Raw genomic sequence first — 20299 nt, forward strand, 5'->3', positions numbered from 1 at the left:
CAGCGCTTACTCGCCCCAATCACATAGTAGAGCATATGCTCATGGGGTCTCGAAGCTTGCCTACATGGATGTAGGTAAGGAGCGTGAGCACGGATGCGGTAGCTTTGACGGCTTCCCCTAAAACCTGATCGCTTTGACTATATATAAAATTAATTCCTTTGTTAGCGGCATGACAATGAGCCTATTTCAGATTAAAACCGACAGGTTTAGCCTTGTCTTTCGTATTAGTATTGCCGTGTTTGGTGGTTTTTTATTGGCCAACTTGAGCGCTTATTTAGTGTCTTTAATATTGACTGGTTCCAATTTAAATAACCTTGTGGCTGGCATGTTACTAGGATTTGTTTTTTACAGTGCCGCTATTATTGTGACTTTTTCAGTTAAAACGAGTATGCGAGCTTTTATTTGGGTGGGTGCCAGTTGTTTACTGTGTTTTATCGCTATCAATTGGATTGAGTTTATTACGACTGAGCAAGCTGTATTATGAAGGGGCGTTTTCGACAATCCATGAACTGGTTGCACACCTGGGGCGGTTTTGTTCTGGGCTGGTTGCTGTATTTTATATTTGTTACGGGGGCGCTTGGCTATTTCGAAGATGAAATAGATCGTTGGCTAAAGCCTGAAATGGTGGTGGTTAAAACCGATTTAAATCAGCAACAAACCTTAGCAAATGTCGAGGCACATTTAGCTGCCCATGCACAACAATCACCCAGTTGGTATATTAGTTACCCAACTGAGCGCTCCCCGTTTTTAAATGCAACTTGGTTACAGTTGGCGGATAAAGAAAATAATATAGAGAAAGCTTGGGTCACTAAAAATATTGACCCTAGCAGCGGTGCAATGGTGCAAGCGCGAGACACCGCCGGTGGTAGAACCCTGTATCGCTTACATTACAATTTGCACTACATACCGCATGAATTAGCTTGGTGGCTGACCAGTTTTGCTGCTTTAGTGATGTTCATTGGTTTGATCACCGGCATTATTATTCATAAAAAAATCTTTATTGAACTCTTTACCTTTCGTGCCAATAAAGGGCTGCGCGCTTGGTTGGATATTCATAACTTATTCAGTGTCCTGCCACTACCGTTTCATTTAATGATCACTTACAGTGGTTTAGTGCTACTGATGACAGTCACCATGACCAATGTGATTAAAGCTGGTTATGCTGACGACGACAAAGCGGGGCTACGCTTTTTTAATCAAGCATTTGCCGACAGTTACTTGCGCCAACCCAGTGATATTTTGCCAGAACAACTTTCTTTGCAATCTGTATTGCACGATGCGCAATTGCGTTACCCACAACAAAAAGTGAGTTACATAGGTTCATTAGCCCGTCATTCAGACAAACAGCATTATGAAGTTTGGTTTGATAAATATGAAGGCATAGAGCTAGCCGCCGCGTTAACCTATCGTATTGAACAAGATCAGGTTGTAATTGATGTGGCTAATGGCAAACAAGGTGTAGCAGCCAAGATATATGATTGGTTTGAGCACTTACACGAAGGACTATTTGCCGATATTTACCTACGATGGTTGTACTTTTTATCTGGGCTGATGGGGGCTGGCATGATAGCCACTGGCATGATCATTTGGGCATTAAAGCGTAGAGAAAAACCGACTGGCAATCAGCCCATTAAACTTGGCGTTATTGAGCGACTCAATGCCGGGATCATATTAGGATTACCGATAGCGGTAGGTGTGTTTTTCGCAAGTAATCGCTTATTGCCGATCGATATGCTTGGGCGAGAGTTATGGGAAATGCACTGTTTATTTATTGCATTAGGCTGTTGTATTGTGTTTTGTTTACTGCGCTGTGCGTCTCGGGTGTGGTTGGATAGCTTGATTATCGGTGCCAGCCTATTTATCTGTTTACCCTTGGTTAATGCTATGACAACGGGCCAGCATTTGATTTGGAGTTGGCAGCAACAGGATTGGTTAATGCTGGGCGGCGACCTTACAATGCTTGGTACGGGGGGAGTATTTGCTCTATCCGCTGTAATATTAAAACGCCGATCAACACGACAAAACCAACAACCAGCTAGGATTAATTCCACTATAGGCCAAGTTGAGGTGATGAAATAATGCTAAACCCAGTTTTATATTTGTTTGGACTCACCTTAATTGGATTTTGCTTATTAAGTTTATCTTTACCCCGCCATTATCAGCAGGTAACGCATCGCCAGTGCCAGCTAACAAATAAAGCCAAACTCATTTACCGATGGCTTGGTTATAGCGCAATGGGTTTGGCTATCGTAATTGCTGTATGGCACTGGGGAGGAACGTTAGGGCTGGTGTATTGGTGTGGATTAGCCACATTAGCTTGTTGGCTCATATCACTGGTCTTAAGCTATCGTCCGCACTTGTTGAGGCTGCTGGTCTTTGGTCTTTAGTGGTGAGTGATTAGTGGTGAGTGATTAGTGGTGGGTATGACGTATAGCTTGTCGTTAACTTAAGCTAACGTCGAAGTTTGGCACCTGAGCTTTCAAAGCTCAGCTTTGAATTTCACACTTTGTATTTCTCTGGTAGCCAAACAAGTGATGTGAGGATGACTGTTTATATATTCAATTTTATTCAAGTCCGTATTAATACAGAAACACAGGTTGAACCGTCATTTTTTCATCCTTTTTTAATGGGTTGATTACAAGCCTTATTTTCAGTAGCCTAGAGCGATATTTTTAAAATTAACGAAATAACAAGACACCCACCAAATAATTTATTCTCAAATAATGGGTGTCTATTTAATGTCATTGATGCAGTAAGCTGACTTGTGCGAAAAATGAAAATGAGGCGGTAAACGTATAAACAGAATGTTGGTTAGCAAAAATTGGCATAATGCTAACATCAACAGAGTTGGTAATTTAAGACTAAACTTAAAGTGTTTGTTACAAAAACGACTTCCTTCAAAAAGCAAATTCCTATAGCATAAATGATACCAAATAAACGGGTTAGGCGTGGGCATCAGCTTAGTCCAACAAGGTATTTATACGTCACAAACTGCATGACGTATAAATACTAAGCGTTATGTGATTACGGAATTCGGCAGGTATGGAAGAATTATTAGTAAAAAATGCGAGTGCTGTTTTCGCAATTATTGGCGGGCTACTCGGTTCTATTATTACGGGTTTTTTTGGGGTTTACGGTAAATCGAGAGAAACAAAGCTTAAGTTAGCTGAAAAGATCGTAGATAAAAAAATTGAAGCTCATGACCAAATAATCAACTTAACTAATTTTATGAGGGTTATGTGTGTAGTTGAGGGGACTCCAAAGGGTAACGAATTACCTCGCTACCCTGCGTTTCTTAAAAGTAGAGACGCGTTTGATGACTTTTGGTTTCAGCTAGGTAAAGTTCAATCACAATCAGATCGCTGGCTTTCAGCAGAACTAAAGAGAGAGCTTTATTTTTGTGTCGATTATCTAGTGACGCTACATAAATGGACTGAGCAAGAAATAACTAGACACCCACCAAATAATTTATTCTCAAATAATGGGTGTCTATTTAATGTCCCCTCTATTTAATGTCATTCTCCAATAATTTAATGGCTTGGTTAGTACAAAGTTAACCCTAAATTTATGATTTTTATATATTTATTAATTTACATAATAGGCCATTTGATTCTCAATTAATCCAAGTCTCGGTTTCTACAACTAAATTTAGTGGTTGACTTAAATTTTCAAGTAGCTAAGTTAATGAAATTAATGTTTTTTATTGATTGGATTTATGGTTCGGAATGAGACTAGAAACTGTGAATTTCGATCAATAAGCGTTATAAATCATAATCAAGGCATGGTGATGCATCCAGAATTAAATAATGTTCATGAGCATATGAGGGAACTTGGTGTGGCTGCCTTAGCTCATGCTAATTGGCATGCTAATTACCATAGTTGGGAAAATGATAAGTGGTATGAACTTTCAGTATTGCAAGCGGCACATGCCGCTGAAATATTGATAAAAGCTAGAATTGCACAAGAACATCCTTTATTAATTTTTGATAAAATTCCGCGTTCAACTCAAGTCGAAAGTGGCTCCTTGGATTTTCAAGCCTTGGTTCAAAATGCTAAAACAATTCAATATAGTGATTTACCTGAAAGGTTATGGGCTACTACGGGAATAAAAATACCAAATTTGGAGCTATACAAGTCGTTTGGCGCATTAAGAAACTCTATTCAACACTTTGCAGTACCGGGTAGTTTTGGTTGTGGGACTATAGATTTTATCTATAAGGTAATCGATCCTTTTATCAATGAGTGCTGGAATCTTTTTGCAGTTGATTATAATGAAGATCATGAAGCTTATACTTACTTGATAGAAAATTTGGTGAGGAATAAAGCTAAGTTTTTAGTGTCACCCGAGTGTGTTTCTTCGCTAAGTTTTGTTACTTATGAATGGGATGATGATATAGCTTACCGTAAAGAAATGAACAAGCGTTTTCGTGCTGCGGGCTATGAAGGAAATGATTTATAACAAGTCGTTTAAAAGGACAAAAAACAGTTGGCTTTTGCTCCTTCGTCGCTTATTTTAGCCAACTATTTTGTTGCCTCTTAACGAGGCGTTATGTGAGAATCTATGACTGATACATTGGTTCAGCAGCGAGTTAGAAATAGGATAATGGAGCTACTTGATTGGTTCAGTGACAAATCAGAGTTTGGTAGTGCCATTTCAAATATTGAGATGTGGGAGGATTGGGTGCAGGACAATAAACCCGATTCCTTTGAACAACCAGTATTTACAGCTGAAGAAATCGTTTCACTCTATCCGGTTTCATTGGCATGGGAAGCTATTTCACTAGAAACCAAGCAAACCGATATTGAATAGAAAATTAACTAGACACCCATCTTAAATACACCTTAAAAAGTAAACCAGCGACTTGTGTTGAATAGAAAATTAACTAGACACCCATCTTAAATACACCTTAAAAAGTAAACCAGCGACTTGTGTTGAATAATTAACACATATCGCCATTAAGCCTATTCAGCTTCATTTTTGTTTGATAATGATTTGAAAAATCGCCCTAGTTTAGGTGGAGTTGTGGAAATTGCTTAAATTTGTACAAGTGTAAGTACCACGAATAAACGCGCGATGGGATGGTGGGATTAATATTACGTTCTTTGTTATTCGGCGTTTTTTAAGGTGATGTCAATGCTGCAGGAATGGCGTAATAGCGCTTGGCTTTACCCACACCTCGATGGCGTTTTTTGTGTAATGAACGCCCATAACTGTGTAAGCGTGATTCGGCACCAATGGCTTGACTAAAGTCTTGTTCTATTTGGTTGGAAAAGGCGAGCCAATTATCTTCTGTGATATTGAGTGTGGTTAATATACTGGGATGCTCAGTTGCGACCTTGCCGCGTTTGTTTGGGTGAATTTGTCGACTCGTCCAATAGTAATTAACTAGACACCCATCTTAAATACACCTTAAAAAGTAAACACAGCGACTTGTGTTGAATAATTATAAGCCTATTCAGCTTCATTTTTGTTTGATAATGATTTGAAAAATCGCCCTAGTTTAGGGTTAGTTGTGGAATTTGCTTAAACCTGCACAAGTAAAAGTGCCGTGAATAAACGCGTGATGGGATGGTGGGATTAATATTACGTTCTTTGTTATTCGGCGGTATTCAAGCTGATGTCAATGCTGCTGGAATGGCGTAATAGCGCTTGGCTTTACCCACACCTCGATGGCGTTTTTTATGTAATGCGCGTCCAAAACTGTGTAAGCGGGTTTCTGCACCAATGGCTTGGCTAAAGTCTTGTTCTATTTGGTTGGAAAAGGCGAGCCAATTATCTTCTGTGATATTGAGCGTGGTTAATATACTGGGATGTTCTGATGCTACTTTGCCGCGTTTATTGGGGTGTATTTGTCGACTCGTCCAATCAACCAATGCTAAGTAATTAATCAGTTCATGTTGAATGGCTTGTTTGTCGTTATCGATATGACTGTGACCGGCAAAGCATTGTAATGGTGCTAAAGGTATAGATGCCAGCCTGTCTTGCGGTGGATTGTTAGTGGTTTCGTCTTGTTGTTTTTTGTTTTGCTGATTGTCGTTTAGGTTATTTTCGCCTGCTGGTATTGGGTTAGTTTGTGGTTCAGGTTGTAAGCCCATGCGTTCTTGAATGGAGGTGTAATCAGACGTTTCTAAGGAATCAGTGATATTAGCGCGAATGGGGTTTAAATCCACGTAAGCCATACACGCCAGTAATGCAGTTTCATCTAACAAAGCTTGTGATTTAAACCGTCCTTCCCAAAATCGGCCTGTGCAGTTGTCTTCTTCATTGGCTAATCTTGCAACATGTTCATTTAAAAAGCGCATAAACCAACTGATATCTGTTAATCGTTGGCGATACTCGGTTACGCATTGTTGAATAATCAGGTTATCAGACTGACTAATGATATTGCCTGATAGCCAGCGCTCAACAACGGGTTTGGGTTTACACAGTAATGTCCATTGTTTTAATACAGTTTGGTCATCCCATGCTAAGGCTTTATCGCGGTTAACATACAGTACAACATGATAGTGGTTACTCATAACGGCATAGGCGGCAATATCAATGGCAAAGATACTGGCAAGTTGTTTGATGCGCTTGACTATCCAACCTTTACGATGGTCAAAGTTTTTGGTGGTGAATTTGTCATTACCACATAAAAACGCTCGGCGCACACAGCGTGATATGCAGTGATAATATTGGGTTTCCTCTAAACAAATTTGCGAGCGTCGTGCGGTTGCCATTGTCTACCTGCTAATCAATTAAATAACTGATGTTATATACAGTTAAATTTAATTCATTTTTAGGGTTTGTCAATAAAGGGACTTTATTAAATAATGGGTGTCTGGTTAAATTCTCTCTCTTCTGGTTAAATACTCTCGTTATTATAGCCAACTATTTAAAAGCCCTGAGTGGGGCGTTAGCAGTCGCTTTTAACTTTGTTTAATATTCATGCGCTATTTATTTTTTGTATTAATAATGTTTAGTAACTTCGCGGGTGCTACCGAAAGTTACACTCCCAAATTATTGGTAAAAATAGTTCCAACTTATCCTTCTCAGGCTCAAACTGAAGGAATTGAGGGGGAAGCTATTGTTAGTTTTGACATTTCTCGTACAGGTGAAACGCAAAACGTTAAAATATACAGTTCTTCACCTAAGTTAGTCTTTGATGCAAGCGTTATTAATGCAGTCAAAAAGTGGAAGTTTATGCCAATTGTAAAAAATGGAAAAAGTCAGAATTTAAAAAACTATACTTATCGAATTACTTATAATTTAAAGTACGGCGTAAGTATTGATTAACTCGTTGCGAAATATTGTTTAGGCAACTGCTAACAAACATAAAATAACAAGACACCCACCAAATAATTTCCCACCAAATAATTTATTATTAAATAATGGGTGTCTGTTTAAAATCTTTGTTTAAAATCTTATTAATTAAACCTATTGCACGTTTTTGTCGAAATGAATTTCAACCTACATAACACATTGTTTTTATTGGCATTTAATTTTCAAACATTAATGACAACAGAGCCAATTCGTTAACTTTAAAATATTAACTTAAAAGCTAGTTGTTACCGGTTGAGTTGCCCAAAATGAAGCTAGATTTTGGCGTGATTCGGTGGTTAGTGTTGTATTGGGAATGGTCAGTAAACGGCGTTGCTTTACGTTTAATTGCTTTATTGATTTAGCAAAATATTGGGCAAATTTTTGTTCATATTCGCCATTATCTATGATGTTTTGTAATCCGCGGCGTAAGCGTTTAGCTAATTCAGGGTTATTGGGGTTGATAAAGAAATAGACCGGCATTGGGGTGTAAGTGACTAATGACTCTTCTATGGTCAGGTTAGCGTAGTGTGGTTTAAATCGCGCTAATTCTTCTTTGACCTCGACAATGCCGCGCGGAAAATAGTCGAGTCGCCCCTTATTCAGCATTTTTATTAAGGCCGAAGTGTCCTCCCCCAATACCACTTTAAAATGTTGTTGTTGATAAAGGTTTGAAAACGACCAGCCACGACCTGAGCCTAATCTAATTAATTTAAGACGTTTAAGATTATCTATTTTAGTGAAATAGTCTTGGGTGTCTTTATGAATAAAAAATACGCGATACCCCATCAATCCTTTTAGTAATGGCACTCGTACGGTGAGCAATTGGGCTTCCCAGTGCGGACGAGTTACAGCATAAGTTAAATCTGTAATGTCGTTGAATTGATTGCTGAGCATTAAACGCCGTGTTTGCTCGTCGCTGGCAATGGTTAAAAACTTGATTTCATAATCGTTCGCGTCAGCATAGGTAGAGGCAATTGCGCTTTGCATTATTTCGTAGGCGAATCTGGCGGTTGTGCCAATTTTGTTATGGGGCTTTTTGACCGATATGATGTCTTTTGCATTGGCAGTGAAATGCAAACTTGCGATGACGATGAGTGACAAGGTAAAAAAGCAAGTGAAAATAGATTTGGAGAACAGCACGATTGTAGTAATGGGTTAACAATATCAAGGTGTACTGTTTTACCTAAGGTGCTACAGGCCACATAAAACAATGAGTAGTTAATTTACATGATTTGTTGTGATTGTTAAAGATTTTTTATGATTGTTTGACTTGTGCTGGGTTAGATTGTCAAAGTTGCGATAGCAAAAAGTCGGCTATTAGTAAAAATAGCAATTAATCTTGAATGTGATCCCCCCTGAGTCTAAATAAACAGGCTTGTTCTTCAGTCTACAAACCTGTTCCATACCCATTTAAGTGTTGCTAAAAATGAAATTCTTCAATTTTATCTTTTAGTTCTTGGCCGCCTTGGATTAAAGATTGGGTCGACTGGCTTGTCGATGTGCCCTGCTGATACATAGTTTCAGAATCATCTTTAATGGCATGAATACGTTCATTAATTTCATCTGCCACATTGGTTTGCTCTTCTGCGGCAACGGCAATCTGGTTGGCCATATCTGTTATCTGATCAAGCTCAGCTTTTATGGTAATAAACGCATCAGAGCTTTTTTGCACTATGCCCACAGCATCATGACCGTTTGTTTGCAGTACTTCCATTTTGTCGCTGGCTTGTGCTGCGCCCGAGGTGAGTGCTTCTATCTGCGCTTGAATGAGCTCGGTTGAATCATGGGTGCGTTTTGAAAGCTCTCGTACTTCATCTGCCACAACCGCAAAACCACGGCCTGCTTCGCCCGCCCGAGCGGCTTCAATCGCGGCGTTTAAGGCCAATAAATTAGTTTGCTCAGATATACCTTTGATAACTTGTAAAATATTACTGATTTGATTGGCTTCGTTGTTAAGCTCTGACACCAAATGGCCGGTTTCGCCTAATTCCGTGAATAGTTGATCCATGCTTTGTTTCGATTTTAACGCATCTTTTTCACTGGCAACCGCAAGATCATAGGCTCGTGAAACGGCTTCTGACGTCGCAGACGACATGTTTGATACCTCATGTATGGTTGATGTCATCTCATTAACCGCGACTGAAATACTGTCGGTGGCGTTCCTTTGATTATCGATTGATACCATAGAGGTTTTAACTGAATCAGAAACATTGTTAGTTACATTATCCATGGATATGACTTGTTGACGTACGGCATACAAAGTTTGCTCAAACGAACTAATCAGGGTATTGAATGCTTCGCCTACTTGGCTTAGTTCATTATTGCCTTCAATATGACTTCTGAGGGTCATATCTTTGGTATTGGCCAAATGAGTTAAGTCTGTGATTAACTGCTTTAATGGTCGGTTAATACTGCTAATGATTTTGATCGATACCGCAATTAAAACAATGAGTAAAACACCAATGACAATTAAGGTATTAATCACCGCTTGCTTGGCTTCTGCCAGTAATTCGTTTTTGGTCGATTCTAGTTGTTGTAAGGTTAAATCGATCACCTTGCTGTAGCCATTACTAATATCATTACCCTTGGCTAGCCACTCTTTATTGTCCAGATCTAATGGCTTGTCTATTAATGTCTTAATGTGTTTGCGAATTTCTAAGTATTTGGCTTTGGCATAGCCAAATGATTCTTGGCTTTGTAAATGTTGTTCAAAGCCTTTTTTCACCACAGGTGGCGCATAGAGTAAAAAGTTCTCGGTATAAGCAATTTCTTGAACTCTATACTGCATAATATCGCCGTAGGTACTCGCTACCAAACCACGCGTTGTTGCCGAATAAACAGCGAGGATCTGTATCATTGAGGTATCTTGGGCATGTACCAGATACTTGTATGAGTTAGACAGCAGCGACAAGCGTGGGTTAATACTGGTTAATAACACGACCTCGTTTGAACTGTTGCTGAGAGCGGCTATGAGCTTATTAAAGGTGAGAAATGTCCAAAAGTATTTGCCTGACATGCCTTCGAGAGGTTGCGATTTTTTAATACGTTTGTCGACGTTACTGCGTGCTAATTCAAAATGGGTGAGCTGCAGTAATGTTTCATCTATATCTTTACTTAATGTTGGAAAAATACTTAATCGCTCGCGATCCGCAATAAATCTTTTGTAGTTTTTCAAGGCTTGATCAGTCGGAGCTCGACTCTCGACCACTTGTGATTGGTATTCCATACCAATTGGATCGGTAGGCGAGCCTGGCCCCATATACAATTTGGAATAAAGACGTTCTTGTTGTAAGGCGGAAAGTAAAGGTGATACAACGCCAATATATTGTTGAAGGATTTCTAGCCGCTCGACATTTTCAACTTCTTGGCTGGCTTTTTGATAACGCTCAATGGCGAAAAAAAGAGTGACGAATAGCGGGATCAGTACTAAAACGATGATACGTGTCTTGATACTTATCTGATTTATAAAACTCATTTAAAACCTCTTAATTTTTAATCGCTATTTCATCCTTTTCATCGCTGTTCCAACGTATCTTGGAACCAGTTTTCCTTGGGTGTGGCTAAGGTCATCATGAAAAAGATTGGGTTCACAATCAGCTTAGAACACGCATTAATAAAAGTAGAATTTTTATGGCGTAACGGTTTGTAGCAGACGGCTTTTAGTATAGATGTGATTCAATATGATTAAAAGTGAAAATTATTGTTTGTTTTTTGTTTTATATGTGTGAGGTATGTTTTAAATATCTAGTAAAGACAAGTACTTAGTTGTCTCTTCTACACAAATATTAATTATCTCAAGCTAACCAAAAGTCGAATACAATTGCGGATTAGTCGGTAGTATTTAATGGTTTTAAAAGTACCGTCTTTCCTGCGAAAGCACAGCTATCGCGTCCTGCTAGCCCTAAGTACCTGCATCCATGCAGGAACCTAGTGGCTTTTGCTTAAACCAAACTATGTTTATCCAACAAAAGTCGCTAGATCCTCGCATGCGCGAGGATGACGAGGGTATTTTCCTAAGCCTAGGTGATAAAATTTCAACCTTTTGACGTAAAAGAACGCTTCTGAAACTTGTGATCAAGAGACAGGGATGTAGGTACTTAGGTTTCGTCTGGAACGAGAAACCTACCCCTAAAACCCGATCGCTTTGACTATTAACAGCGGTTACTTTTGTAGTACTTTACGTTTGGTTACTGGATACCAATCGGCTATTTTTTTCGACAAGCGAGCGACAATTTCTGGGTGCTTAGCAGCTAAATCAACTTTTTCGTACTCGTCTTTTTTTATGTTGTATAAGCGCGGGCCCACTAAAAAGTCATCATGATATTTTTGATAACTGACGTTGGTGCCGTCATAGCTCAAGATCAGTTTCCATTCCCCATCAATAACCCAACGATAAAGTAGCGTTGATTCGGGATCATTTAAATCATCCATATCATGCGCAAAACCTTCACCAAAAATAGTATCGCGTTCAATTGGTGTTTGGTTTTTCATATTGTCGAATAAATTAACACCTGGTAATTCTTTAGGAATATCGATACCGGCTGCGCCTAAAATAGTAGGGACGATATCGATACTGCTCGTCGCTTCGGTGCGCATTTGTGGCTTAAATTGGCTAGGTAATGAATACATTATTGGTGTACGAACGCCACTTTCGTTCGGGCTTTGCTTCGATTTAGGTAAAAAGCGGTCGGTTTGTTTAGGATTGGTGATCCAACCATTATCAGAAACATAAACCACAAGTGTGTTGTCTTTTAAGCCTGTTTTTTCTAGGTGATCCATTAATTGGCCATTGGTTTCGTCAAACCACTCGATCATGGCGTAGTATTTAGCGACAGACTCAGCTAAGCCAAGGTTTGAGTATTTTTTAAGTAAGCGCTGTGGTGGTGTATGCGGGGTATGTGGCATAAATGGCGCGTACCAAACTAAAAATGGCTTGCCAGCCGCGCTGCTTTTATCCATAAAATTGGTGATGATGTCGACACCTTCTCGGCCAATTTTTAAACCATCGTCACCGTGACGGCCACCTTTTTGAGGAAAACCACGTGTCATGCCTTCATCAAAGCCACCACGAGCAAAATTACCTTCCCACCATTTACCGGTTTGTAGCGATACATAACCTTTTTCTTTAAGTAAGTTAGGTAGTAATTTTACCTTGTCTATTTTGGCGATAATCTCGGCACGTTGTTTTTTATACTCTGCGCCTTTTTTACCACCAGGTAGTTTACGTGAAGGATCATTACCGGTAATACCGTGCTGATAGGCGTATAACCCTGTCGCGATTGTCGCTAACGACGGGCGGCATAATGAGGTTGGTACATAACCGCGCTTAAAGGTAACCCCTTCTGCGGCTAGCTTATCTAATGATGGCGTTTTTACAATTTCATGACCCATAAAACTGTAATCATTCCAAGCGTGGTCATCCGACAAAATCAATAAGATATTAGGCGGCGTTTTAGCTGATTGCTCAACACTTGCTTCGGTTTTATCGCTTGATGTTAGAGAGCAGCCGGTTGATAGAGCGATAACCGAAGAAACCATCAAAGTTTTTAAGGTTGCTGTAGGCTTAAATTTAATTAATGCCTGTTTGAGTTTAAAAAATTGCATTGTGTTGTTCCTGAATTTCTATTTAGCCCTTAGGGGCGATGGCGATACTAGTTTCTTTTCAATAAAGAAATGATCAGTTGAATCACTCGCATAATTTACTGTCACTCAAGATGTTTTAAACCTCATTGAGATTAAATAAACAACTTCAGGCTGAGCTCGTCGAAGTCTTATTACTTTCTAACTTACAGACACTTCGACTGCTTCGCGCTCAGTGTGAAAGTGATCACCGATGTTTTCAACTAATCAAAAATAAATTGAAACAGCACTAGTTATTTTTTTTCATTAAAACCATTTAATTGCGCTGATTAATATAAGATTTTCTTTGCTTAACCTCTTCACTGCGCTGAGCTTCATATTTCGCTATATATTGGTCTGTGCGTTGGCTTAATTCCTTTAATGTTGCTTGATGCTGAGCTGAGTAGGCCAAATTGTGTTGTTCTTCTGGATCATTCACTAAGTCATACAACTGTTGAAAGTCGTGCTTGTAAAAATCAACATACTTCCATTGTTGAGTACGAATACCGACTGTTGGTGGTATAGACACACGCTTAGGTTGATACATATGCTCGAAGAAGAATTCTTGGCGCCAAGTATCTGGGCTTTCGCCGTTTAGAATAGGAGTTAAGCTTGAACCTTGATAAGACTCTGGAGCTTTAACGTCAGCTAGCGCTAATATTGTTGGGGCAATATCGATATTTAAGGCAATTTCGTTATGCTCTTTACCCTTGGTCTTAGCATTGCGTGGATCGTAAATGATAAGCGGGATGCGTAAGTCTTCTTCCCAGCCAAACCATTTACCGGCTAACTGGCGTTCGTTCATGCTATAGCCATTGTCACCGGCATAGATAATAACAGTGTTATCGGCCATGCCTTGTTTTTCCAGTTCTTGGTAAATTTTACCTATGGCTTTGTCGACACCACTGATAGCGCGGTAATGGCGTTTAACCATTTTTTGATAGATGGCTTCAGTGCCAAAACGATACTTCCATCTAACATGGCCAATCGACTCTTGCAGAAATTGAGGTAACTTAGCAAACGTGTCGTCTTGCGAAAATTTAGCTGGTGGAATGGTAATGTCCTGATAGTAACTTTCAAACTCTTCAGGGTAGTGATATTGCAACTCTTGGTCGCGATCATGGGCATGCGGATCCCAAAAATTAACGGCCATTACCCAAGGTTTTTCACCACCTTGGTTTTGCTGAATAAATTCTTTTGCTAATTCTGCAATGTAATAGGTTTGCGGTAGTTCTTGACCTTTATATTCCACCGTTTTGGCTTGTAATAATGGTTTAAAAAAGTCAAAGCGACTTTCATCAGGGCCAGATAGTTTAATTTCATACTTGCCGACAAACGCTGTGTTATAGCCGTTGTCTTTTAACACTTTGGGGTAAGCGCTATTACTTTCAGCTAAGCCAGTTGCCGGACGACGAAAGGTAAAGTCATGGGTGCGTTCGGTTAAGCTGGTCAAAATACTAATACGACTGGTCGCACAAATAGGTGTGGTAACAAAGGCGTTTTTAAATACTGTACCTTGGTTGGCTAACTTATCTAAGTTCGGCGTTTTGATAATCGGATGGTATTTACCGATGAGATCCCAGCGGTGATCATCTGACAGAATAAACAGGATATTGGGCTTTTTCTGCGGTTTAACCTGAGCTGCCTCGCCAGAGGTTTTTGTATCAGAATGAGTACCCGAACTAGTACCACAACTTGCCAGTAACAATGGCAAGGCTAACACGGCGACTGTGGTTAATGGTTTGCTAATTTTTTTGAGTAACATAGTGGTTAAAATTTTCTTTAAATATTTATTCACAGCGGAATGGTTTTGCGCTTTGATGCAAGGGTTAACCTTGCATCTTTTCTAGCTCGATACCTTTGGTTTCATGCACTAATTTGATAACAAAAAATACTGAAATCAGCGCACATAAAGCATAAAAACTATAAGCGCCCGCTAGGCCAATACTGGCTAACATAATTGGGAAACAAATAGTGATAGCAAAATTAGCTAACCACTGGGCCAAACCAGCAATCGCGAGTCCAGAACCACGAATTTGATTAGGGAACATTTCACCTAACATTACCCACATAACAGGACCCCAAGAAATGTTAAAAAAGAACACATAAGCATTAGCAGCAATTAGGGCAAGCGTACCTAAGCTACCTAAAACTAGGTTGCCACTGGCATCGGTGGCAGAATTGGCAAAGGCGAAAACCATCGCCGCTAAAGTGAGCGTCATACCTATAGAGCCAATGATTAATAAAGGTTTTCGGCCGATTTTGTCGATCAATGCCATGGTGATAAAACAAGCGGCGATACTCACACCACCACCAATCACATTAATTAATAGTGCGTCACTTTCAGAAAAGCCAACCGCTTGCCATAACACGGCTCCGTAATAAAAAACCACGTTAATACCAACAAGCTGCTGGAACACAGCCAAACCAATACCAACCCAAACGATAGGTCGGACTTTGCCTGATACTTTGTCAATTAAATCTGATAATTTGGGGCTGTGATGATCTTGCGCTAACGATTGGTCTATTTCAGCCGCTTTATCTTTAGCGACATCTTTACCGTATAAGCGACTTAATACATTTTGCGCTGCGTCGATTTTTCCTTTAGCCACTAAATAACGTGGGCTTTCTGGAATAAACAACAGTGCAAACATGAATAGGGTGGCTGGAGCTAGCTCTATCCAAAACATCCAACGCCATGCTTCAAAGTCCAGCCATAATGGAGAGACTGAAGACCCAGCGACATCGGCAATTAAATAGTTGCTAACAAAGGCCATAAACAAGCCAAAGATAATCGCAACTTGTTGGATTGTGGTTAACATGCCGCGATATTTCGCCGGTGCGACTTCACTGATATAGGCGGGTGCCATAACACTAGCGGCACCAACGGCAAGACCACCAATGACACGATACAGGATAAACTCAAGCGAAGAGTCGGCAATGCCGGATCCCCAAGCACTAATAATAAATAAAACCGCAGACACAATAAGCAGGGCGCGACGACCATATACATCAGCTAACGTACCGGCAAAAAAAGCACCAATAGCACAACCGAGTAACATAGAGGCCACGTTAAAACCTGTGCCGACACTGTTAGAATTAAATGCGGTTTGTAGGCCGTCGACTGTGCCGTTGATTACGCCGCTATCAAAACCAAATAAAAAGCCGCCTATGGTTGCAATACAACTAATAAAGACAACAAACCAGGTGTTCTCGTTGGTGTTACTACTGGCCATTGTTGGGCTAGCAGTCGGGTTGAGAATATCTTGACTCATGATGTTCCTGTTAAATTGTTTAGCGGTTGGCTGCGCTTAGCGAGCGACCTAAGTTAAGTTCTTCTTGATGGACAATCGCAAGTGCGCGCCATTGACCGGTTTTTTGTTTTGAGTTTGCTAACGCAATCACTTTTAAGCTGTCACCTTCAGTCAGTGTTACTTTGTCGATATGAAAGTGCTGCTCTTGGCCACTCTCTTGGTCATTCTCTTGCTGTTTGGTCTGAACAATAGGGTTTTGAAACTCGCCAATCACTTTGCCATTATGCTGAACTTGATATTTTGCGGCGTTTTCATTATTGGCGACTGTGACCAAAGTTAAGCGATATTCACCTGCGTCGCGGCGTTTGACTTGGTACTGAGCAATATTGTTATCAACTTGCAGATCCTGTGGATAGCGCAATACCTTTTTATATTGCTTAATGCCGAAAAGATCTTGTTTTAAAGCTAAGGGCTTGGGCTTAGCAACAATACGCGTTTTATCTATGCCTTGGGGTTGGTATGTTTCGTCAGTGGTAAGCAATAGCTTGTCGAGTTCAAAGCCATCTTCACGCATCGAGATCATCACAGTGTGAACACCCGGTGCTGGCACTTCTAGCGTGATGGTTCTTGGTGTTCCGCAATGATTATCTGGCACACGTTGCGCGGAAGACCAAGTCCATACATGCTTGCCGTCACATAATTGCAAGCGTTGGCTTGTTTCTGGCCATTGCCCATTAAGGCCAATATGCACGCCGTTATCTTCACTGCCGGTACTGTAGGCACGAGCCCACACGTAATAGGTTCCGGCTTGTGCGAAATAAACCGGATAGGTGAGTACCGCGACTGTACCGGGTTCAGAAGAAAAGTTCTCGCCAATAATGAGTGCTTCCGAATGGTTGGCGCGAGTATCAGGTAAAATCTCAATATAACGCCCTAAACTGGCATCGTGATAGTGAGCTAAGTCGCTATCCGCATAGCCATGTTCGTGATTCTGCTTTGAGAATACCAACCAGCGACGCTTATCATCTAAGTGTTGGCTGGCAAAATCTTCAGCTTCAATTACCACAAAACCGTGGTTCGGGATCTGACTGGCAGCGACACTACTGAAGCTTAAACACGCTAAGCCAGCTAGCAAACTCGAATAAAGTGATTTAAATTTCATAATCAATGCAACTGCTTACTTAGCGTGTTTGCCAATGGGTCATTTCAGATGCAGCTAGCAATACCGCACCAACACCATATAACTGCGTATCATCTTTACTAACCGGATCCGGTGATTTCCCCACCTGTTGCACCCAGTTAACTCGACCATTTGGCTCAATCGCTTTTTCAATTGCCGCCCAGCCTTTTTGTACCGAGCTTGTATATTTTTGCTCGGTTAAAATGCCGTTGTTAACACCCCAAGCTAAACCAAAAGTAATAAATGCAGTGCCGCTTACCTCTGGCGTTTTCACTTTGTTCGGATCAAGCAGTGATGCAGGCCAATAGCCATTTGCGTTTTGAATACGCTGTAAACCAGCGGCATTGCGTTTATATAAATCGATGTAACGATCACGCGAAGGATGATCTTTCGGTAAGTCGTCAATAATTAAGGGTAACGCGGCAAATACCCAGCCATTACCACGACTCCAAAATACGGGTTCGCCATTGTCACTCTTTTTATCGAAGTAACTGCTATCACGGAAAAACAGACCGTATTTGTCTGAGAATAAGTAATCAACTGTGGCCCAAAATTCTTTGTCGGCAAACTCAAAATATTTAGGATCGCCAGTGACATTACTCAACTTTAACCAAGCTCGCGGTGCCATAAATAAGGCATCTGCCCAACACCATCTATCCTGACAAGGGCCTTCAAAACCCCAACGCTTGGGTAACGCGTCGTGTTGCATTTCTAAACCGACATTGGAAGGCGAAGCGAGAATGGCATCAAATAAACCTTTAGTCGGAATATAAGTCTCTTTGTTACCGGTTTGCTCGGTTAGCCATAAATAAGTTTGACCAATTGCATGATCGTCAGCATGTTTGCCGCGCTTTAAACGCATGCCGTACTTTTGTTGTTTTGACATAGAGGCGATATGGTCAAACAACTCTTGGTCATTCACTGTTTCTGTCCAGCGAGTTAAGCCAATATAGAAAGTCGCTTGGATCCAATTTCTTGGCTCGGCGGTGCCTATTCGATAACGCTCTGCCAAATAGTCAAAATTATCCAAGTGAGCTAATTGCCATTGAGCCACGCGTTGCCCTATATCATGCGCAGCAACTTGAGTGGTGTTTTTAATTTCTGTGCTGTCATCGGTTAAAGAGCAACTTGCGATACCTAATGATAAAAGCGCTGACAGGCCAAATCTTAAAAATTGTTTATTCATGTATTTACACTTAATTCTGAATAGCGCGCTAAACGAGTAAAGCCCTAAGACTTTTTTACATCGTTAACGAAATAATCTACATTTGTTATTTATACATTAAAAATCATTTGCAGTCATCTGTGGTCATGTGTAAATATTATCAGTCTAGGTATGATATAAGGGTTCTTAGCAAAAATTTACATTATCTGTATGAAATTAAAGGTTATATTTATTTTGTATTGTTAGAGGTGTTTACCAATCAATAGGTCATTAGCAGTCAGATGATTTCAAGTTGGCTATAAATAATGAAGTTTGATTTTAAAGATATGTTAAATATCTCTTTGTGGCTTCTAGGTGAGACTTGGCTTACAAGCCCCTACTTTTGGCAGTCTTGCTCTTTTGGGTTGGGTTTGCAGGTTCACAAGCATAAATGCTCGTCTTGTATCTCTCTGTGATAGGTGTTTAGCTAGCACTTATCACATCGGGAAGCCAGTGAAGTATGTTGCTCGTCTTATCAGAAAATGATGTTTTGTAGATTATACCCTGGCTTCCTAACCTCCATAAAACTGAATGGTATCCAAGCGCTTGACGCTGCATGTACAAGGGGAGTAAATAGAGATGAAGGCTTTTACAGGCATTGATGTTAGTAAAGATAAATTAGACGTGTGTTGGCTTCGTGATGTCACCACAAATAAAAAGAAAACAAAGGTGTTAAAAAACACCTCTAAAGGCCATGAAGCATTAGCCGAATGGTTACTTAAAAATACAGGTTTAACACCTCAAGAGATTGTTATCACCGTTGAACCAACCGGTGTTTATAGTGAACCCTTGATGTATTTTTTTACATGCAAAAGGCTTTATTTTACAACAAGCTAATCCTGGTAAAGCATACAAGTATGCTCAGGCCTTAGATTTGGTTCACAAGACAGATAAATCAGACTCGATAATGCTAGCGAGGTATGGCCACGACAGACAGTATTCTTTATCTCATTGGCAGCCAGAGACCAAGGAATTCAGGGAGTTAAGAGCTATGTTGCGCCGATTGGAAGCACTAGAGAAAGATTTACAACGAGAAGAAAATCGATTTGAAGCGGCTGATTTTTCAAGTGCATCAAAACGTGTAATTGAATCATTAGAAAACATGATTTCAGCGTTAAAAGAAGAAATTAATAAGCTCACAGAAGAGATTGATGACCATATTGACCGTCACCCAGATTTAGGAAAAAACAGAGATTTCTTATTAACTATCAAAGGTGTGGGTCCAGTTATTTCTAGGATTATGGTGAGCTTATTTGCCAGTAAAGATTTTAAGGATGCAAAGCAATTATCGGCTTATTTGGGGTTAATTCCTAAGATGAAAGAGTCCGGAAAGCGAGCTGGAAAAACGACCTTGAGCAAAGAAGGGCCGGGTTACATAAGAGAAAAATTGTATATGGCAGCGGTTGTTGCTAGCCAGCATAATCCAGATATAAGGGCACAGAAAGCGCGCTTATTAGCCAAAGGAAAAACGAAAATGGAAGCCTTGGGCGCTGCGATGCGAAAGCTTGCACAAATATGTTTTGGCGTGGTCAAAACACAAACAAATTATCAGCCTCAAGTAACATAAATTAGTACTTGAGACCGGTATAGAGAGATGGTATCTACAAGGTTTGGTTTGTAAACTATGGATTGGTTTGATGTATGGGGGGCGGCAGACATATGTTTCACCATAAGCAGATCTAGCTTAGGCGCGATAAATATCATTTATTGTTGTTATTTTGACATTAAATTATTGTAAA

General features: G+C 40.2%; 15 protein-coding genes and 1 pseudogene. 8 read left to right on the forward strand and 8 right to left on the reverse strand.

The window, feature by feature from the left end; translation table 11 throughout:
- The first annotated feature begins 175 nt into the window (after positions 1-175).
- From C2869_RS06680 to C2869_RS06705, 6 genes are all read left to right on the forward strand, one after another.
- On the forward strand, positions 176-484 hold the full coding sequence (locus tag C2869_RS06680) for a hypothetical protein (RefSeq protein WP_108602214.1): 309 nt from the start codon (positions 176-178) through the stop codon (positions 482-484).
- Complete coding sequence (locus tag C2869_RS06685) at positions 481-2079, forward strand: PepSY-associated TM helix domain-containing protein (protein WP_108602215.1); 1599 nt, start codon at positions 481-483, stop codon at positions 2077-2079. The genes C2869_RS06680 and C2869_RS06685 overlap by 4 nt, the downstream gene beginning before the upstream one ends.
- The gene (locus tag C2869_RS23130) at positions 2079-2387 is read left to right on the forward strand and encodes a DUF3325 domain-containing protein (protein ID WP_108602216.1); all 309 of its coding nucleotides are present in this window, start codon (positions 2079-2081) and stop codon (positions 2385-2387) included. Before C2869_RS06685 ends, C2869_RS23130 begins: the two co-directional genes overlap by 1 nt.
- 655 nt (positions 2388-3042) lie before the next feature.
- Complete coding sequence (locus C2869_RS06695; protein WP_108602217.1) at positions 3043-3513, forward strand: hypothetical protein; 471 nt, start codon at positions 3043-3045, stop codon at positions 3511-3513.
- Positions 3514-3787: 274 nt separating this feature from the next.
- Complete coding sequence (locus C2869_RS06700; protein WP_108602218.1) at positions 3788-4459, forward strand: hypothetical protein; 672 nt, start codon at positions 3788-3790, stop codon at positions 4457-4459.
- 102 nt (positions 4460-4561) lie between these two features.
- Positions 4562-4810 (forward strand): hypothetical protein, encoded by a 249-nt coding sequence (locus C2869_RS06705; protein ID WP_159084069.1) that lies wholly within the window; start codon positions 4562-4564, stop codon positions 4808-4810.
- Positions 4811-5610: 800 nt separating this feature from the next.
- Here the strand turns inward: C2869_RS06705 and C2869_RS22805 are convergent.
- Positions 5611-6720, reverse strand: coding sequence for a transposase (locus tag C2869_RS22805; RefSeq protein WP_228710788.1), 1110 nt, complete (start codon positions 6718-6720; stop codon positions 5611-5613).
- Between the two features lie 235 nt (positions 6721-6955).
- Here C2869_RS22805 and C2869_RS06715 point away from each other — a divergent pair, with 235 nt between their 5' ends.
- Positions 6956-7276 carry an energy transducer TonB gene (locus C2869_RS06715; protein ID WP_159084070.1) on the forward strand — a complete coding sequence of 107 codons (321 nt, stop codon included), beginning with the start codon at positions 6956-6958 and terminating at the stop codon, positions 7274-7276.
- 258 nt (positions 7277-7534) lie between these two features.
- Here C2869_RS06715 and C2869_RS06720 read toward each other — a convergent pair whose 3' ends face one another.
- The 7 genes from C2869_RS06720 to C2869_RS06750 form a co-directional block, all read right to left on the reverse strand.
- Positions 7535-8290 (reverse strand): substrate-binding periplasmic protein, encoded by a 756-nt coding sequence (locus C2869_RS06720; RefSeq protein WP_108602221.1) that lies wholly within the window; start codon positions 8288-8290, stop codon positions 7535-7537.
- A 433-nt stretch (positions 8291-8723) separates the two neighbouring features.
- The gene (locus C2869_RS06725) at positions 8724-10778 is read right to left on the reverse strand and encodes a methyl-accepting chemotaxis protein (protein ID WP_108602222.1); all 2055 of its coding nucleotides are present in this window, start codon (positions 10776-10778) and stop codon (positions 8724-8726) included.
- 686 nt (positions 10779-11464) lie between these two features.
- Positions 11465-12907, reverse strand: a complete 1443-nt coding sequence (locus C2869_RS06730; protein ID WP_199915633.1) for a sulfatase family protein — start codon at positions 12905-12907, stop codon at positions 11465-11467.
- A 292-nt stretch (positions 12908-13199) separates the two neighbouring features.
- Positions 13200-14720, reverse strand: a complete 1521-nt coding sequence (locus C2869_RS06735) for a sulfatase family protein (RefSeq protein ID WP_228710789.1) — start codon at positions 14718-14720, stop codon at positions 13200-13202.
- Positions 14721-14751: 31 nt separating this feature from the next.
- Positions 14752-16197: a sugar porter family MFS transporter gene (locus tag C2869_RS06740; protein WP_108602223.1), complete on the reverse strand. Its 1446-nt coding sequence runs from the start codon at positions 16195-16197 to the stop codon at positions 14752-14754.
- Between the two features lie 19 nt (positions 16198-16216).
- Positions 16217-17338, reverse strand: a complete 1122-nt coding sequence (locus tag C2869_RS06745; RefSeq protein WP_108602224.1) for a hypothetical protein — start codon at positions 17336-17338, stop codon at positions 16217-16219.
- 19 nt (positions 17339-17357) lie between these two features.
- Positions 17358-18542, reverse strand: coding sequence for a glycoside hydrolase family 88/105 protein (locus C2869_RS06750; RefSeq protein ID WP_108602225.1), 1185 nt, complete (start codon positions 18540-18542; stop codon positions 17358-17360).
- A gap of 597 nt (positions 18543-19139) precedes the next feature.
- On the opposite strand from C2869_RS06750, the pseudogene C2869_RS06755 reads away from it, so the two are divergent.
- Positions 19140-20127 (forward strand): annotated as a pseudogene (locus C2869_RS06755) (IS110 family RNA-guided transposase).
- Positions 20128-20299 lie beyond the last annotated feature (172 nt).

This window comes from Saccharobesus litoralis (assembly GCF_003063625.1).
In the GTDB taxonomy this organism is placed as follows: Bacteria; Pseudomonadota; Gammaproteobacteria; order Enterobacterales; family Alteromonadaceae; genus Saccharobesus; species Saccharobesus litoralis.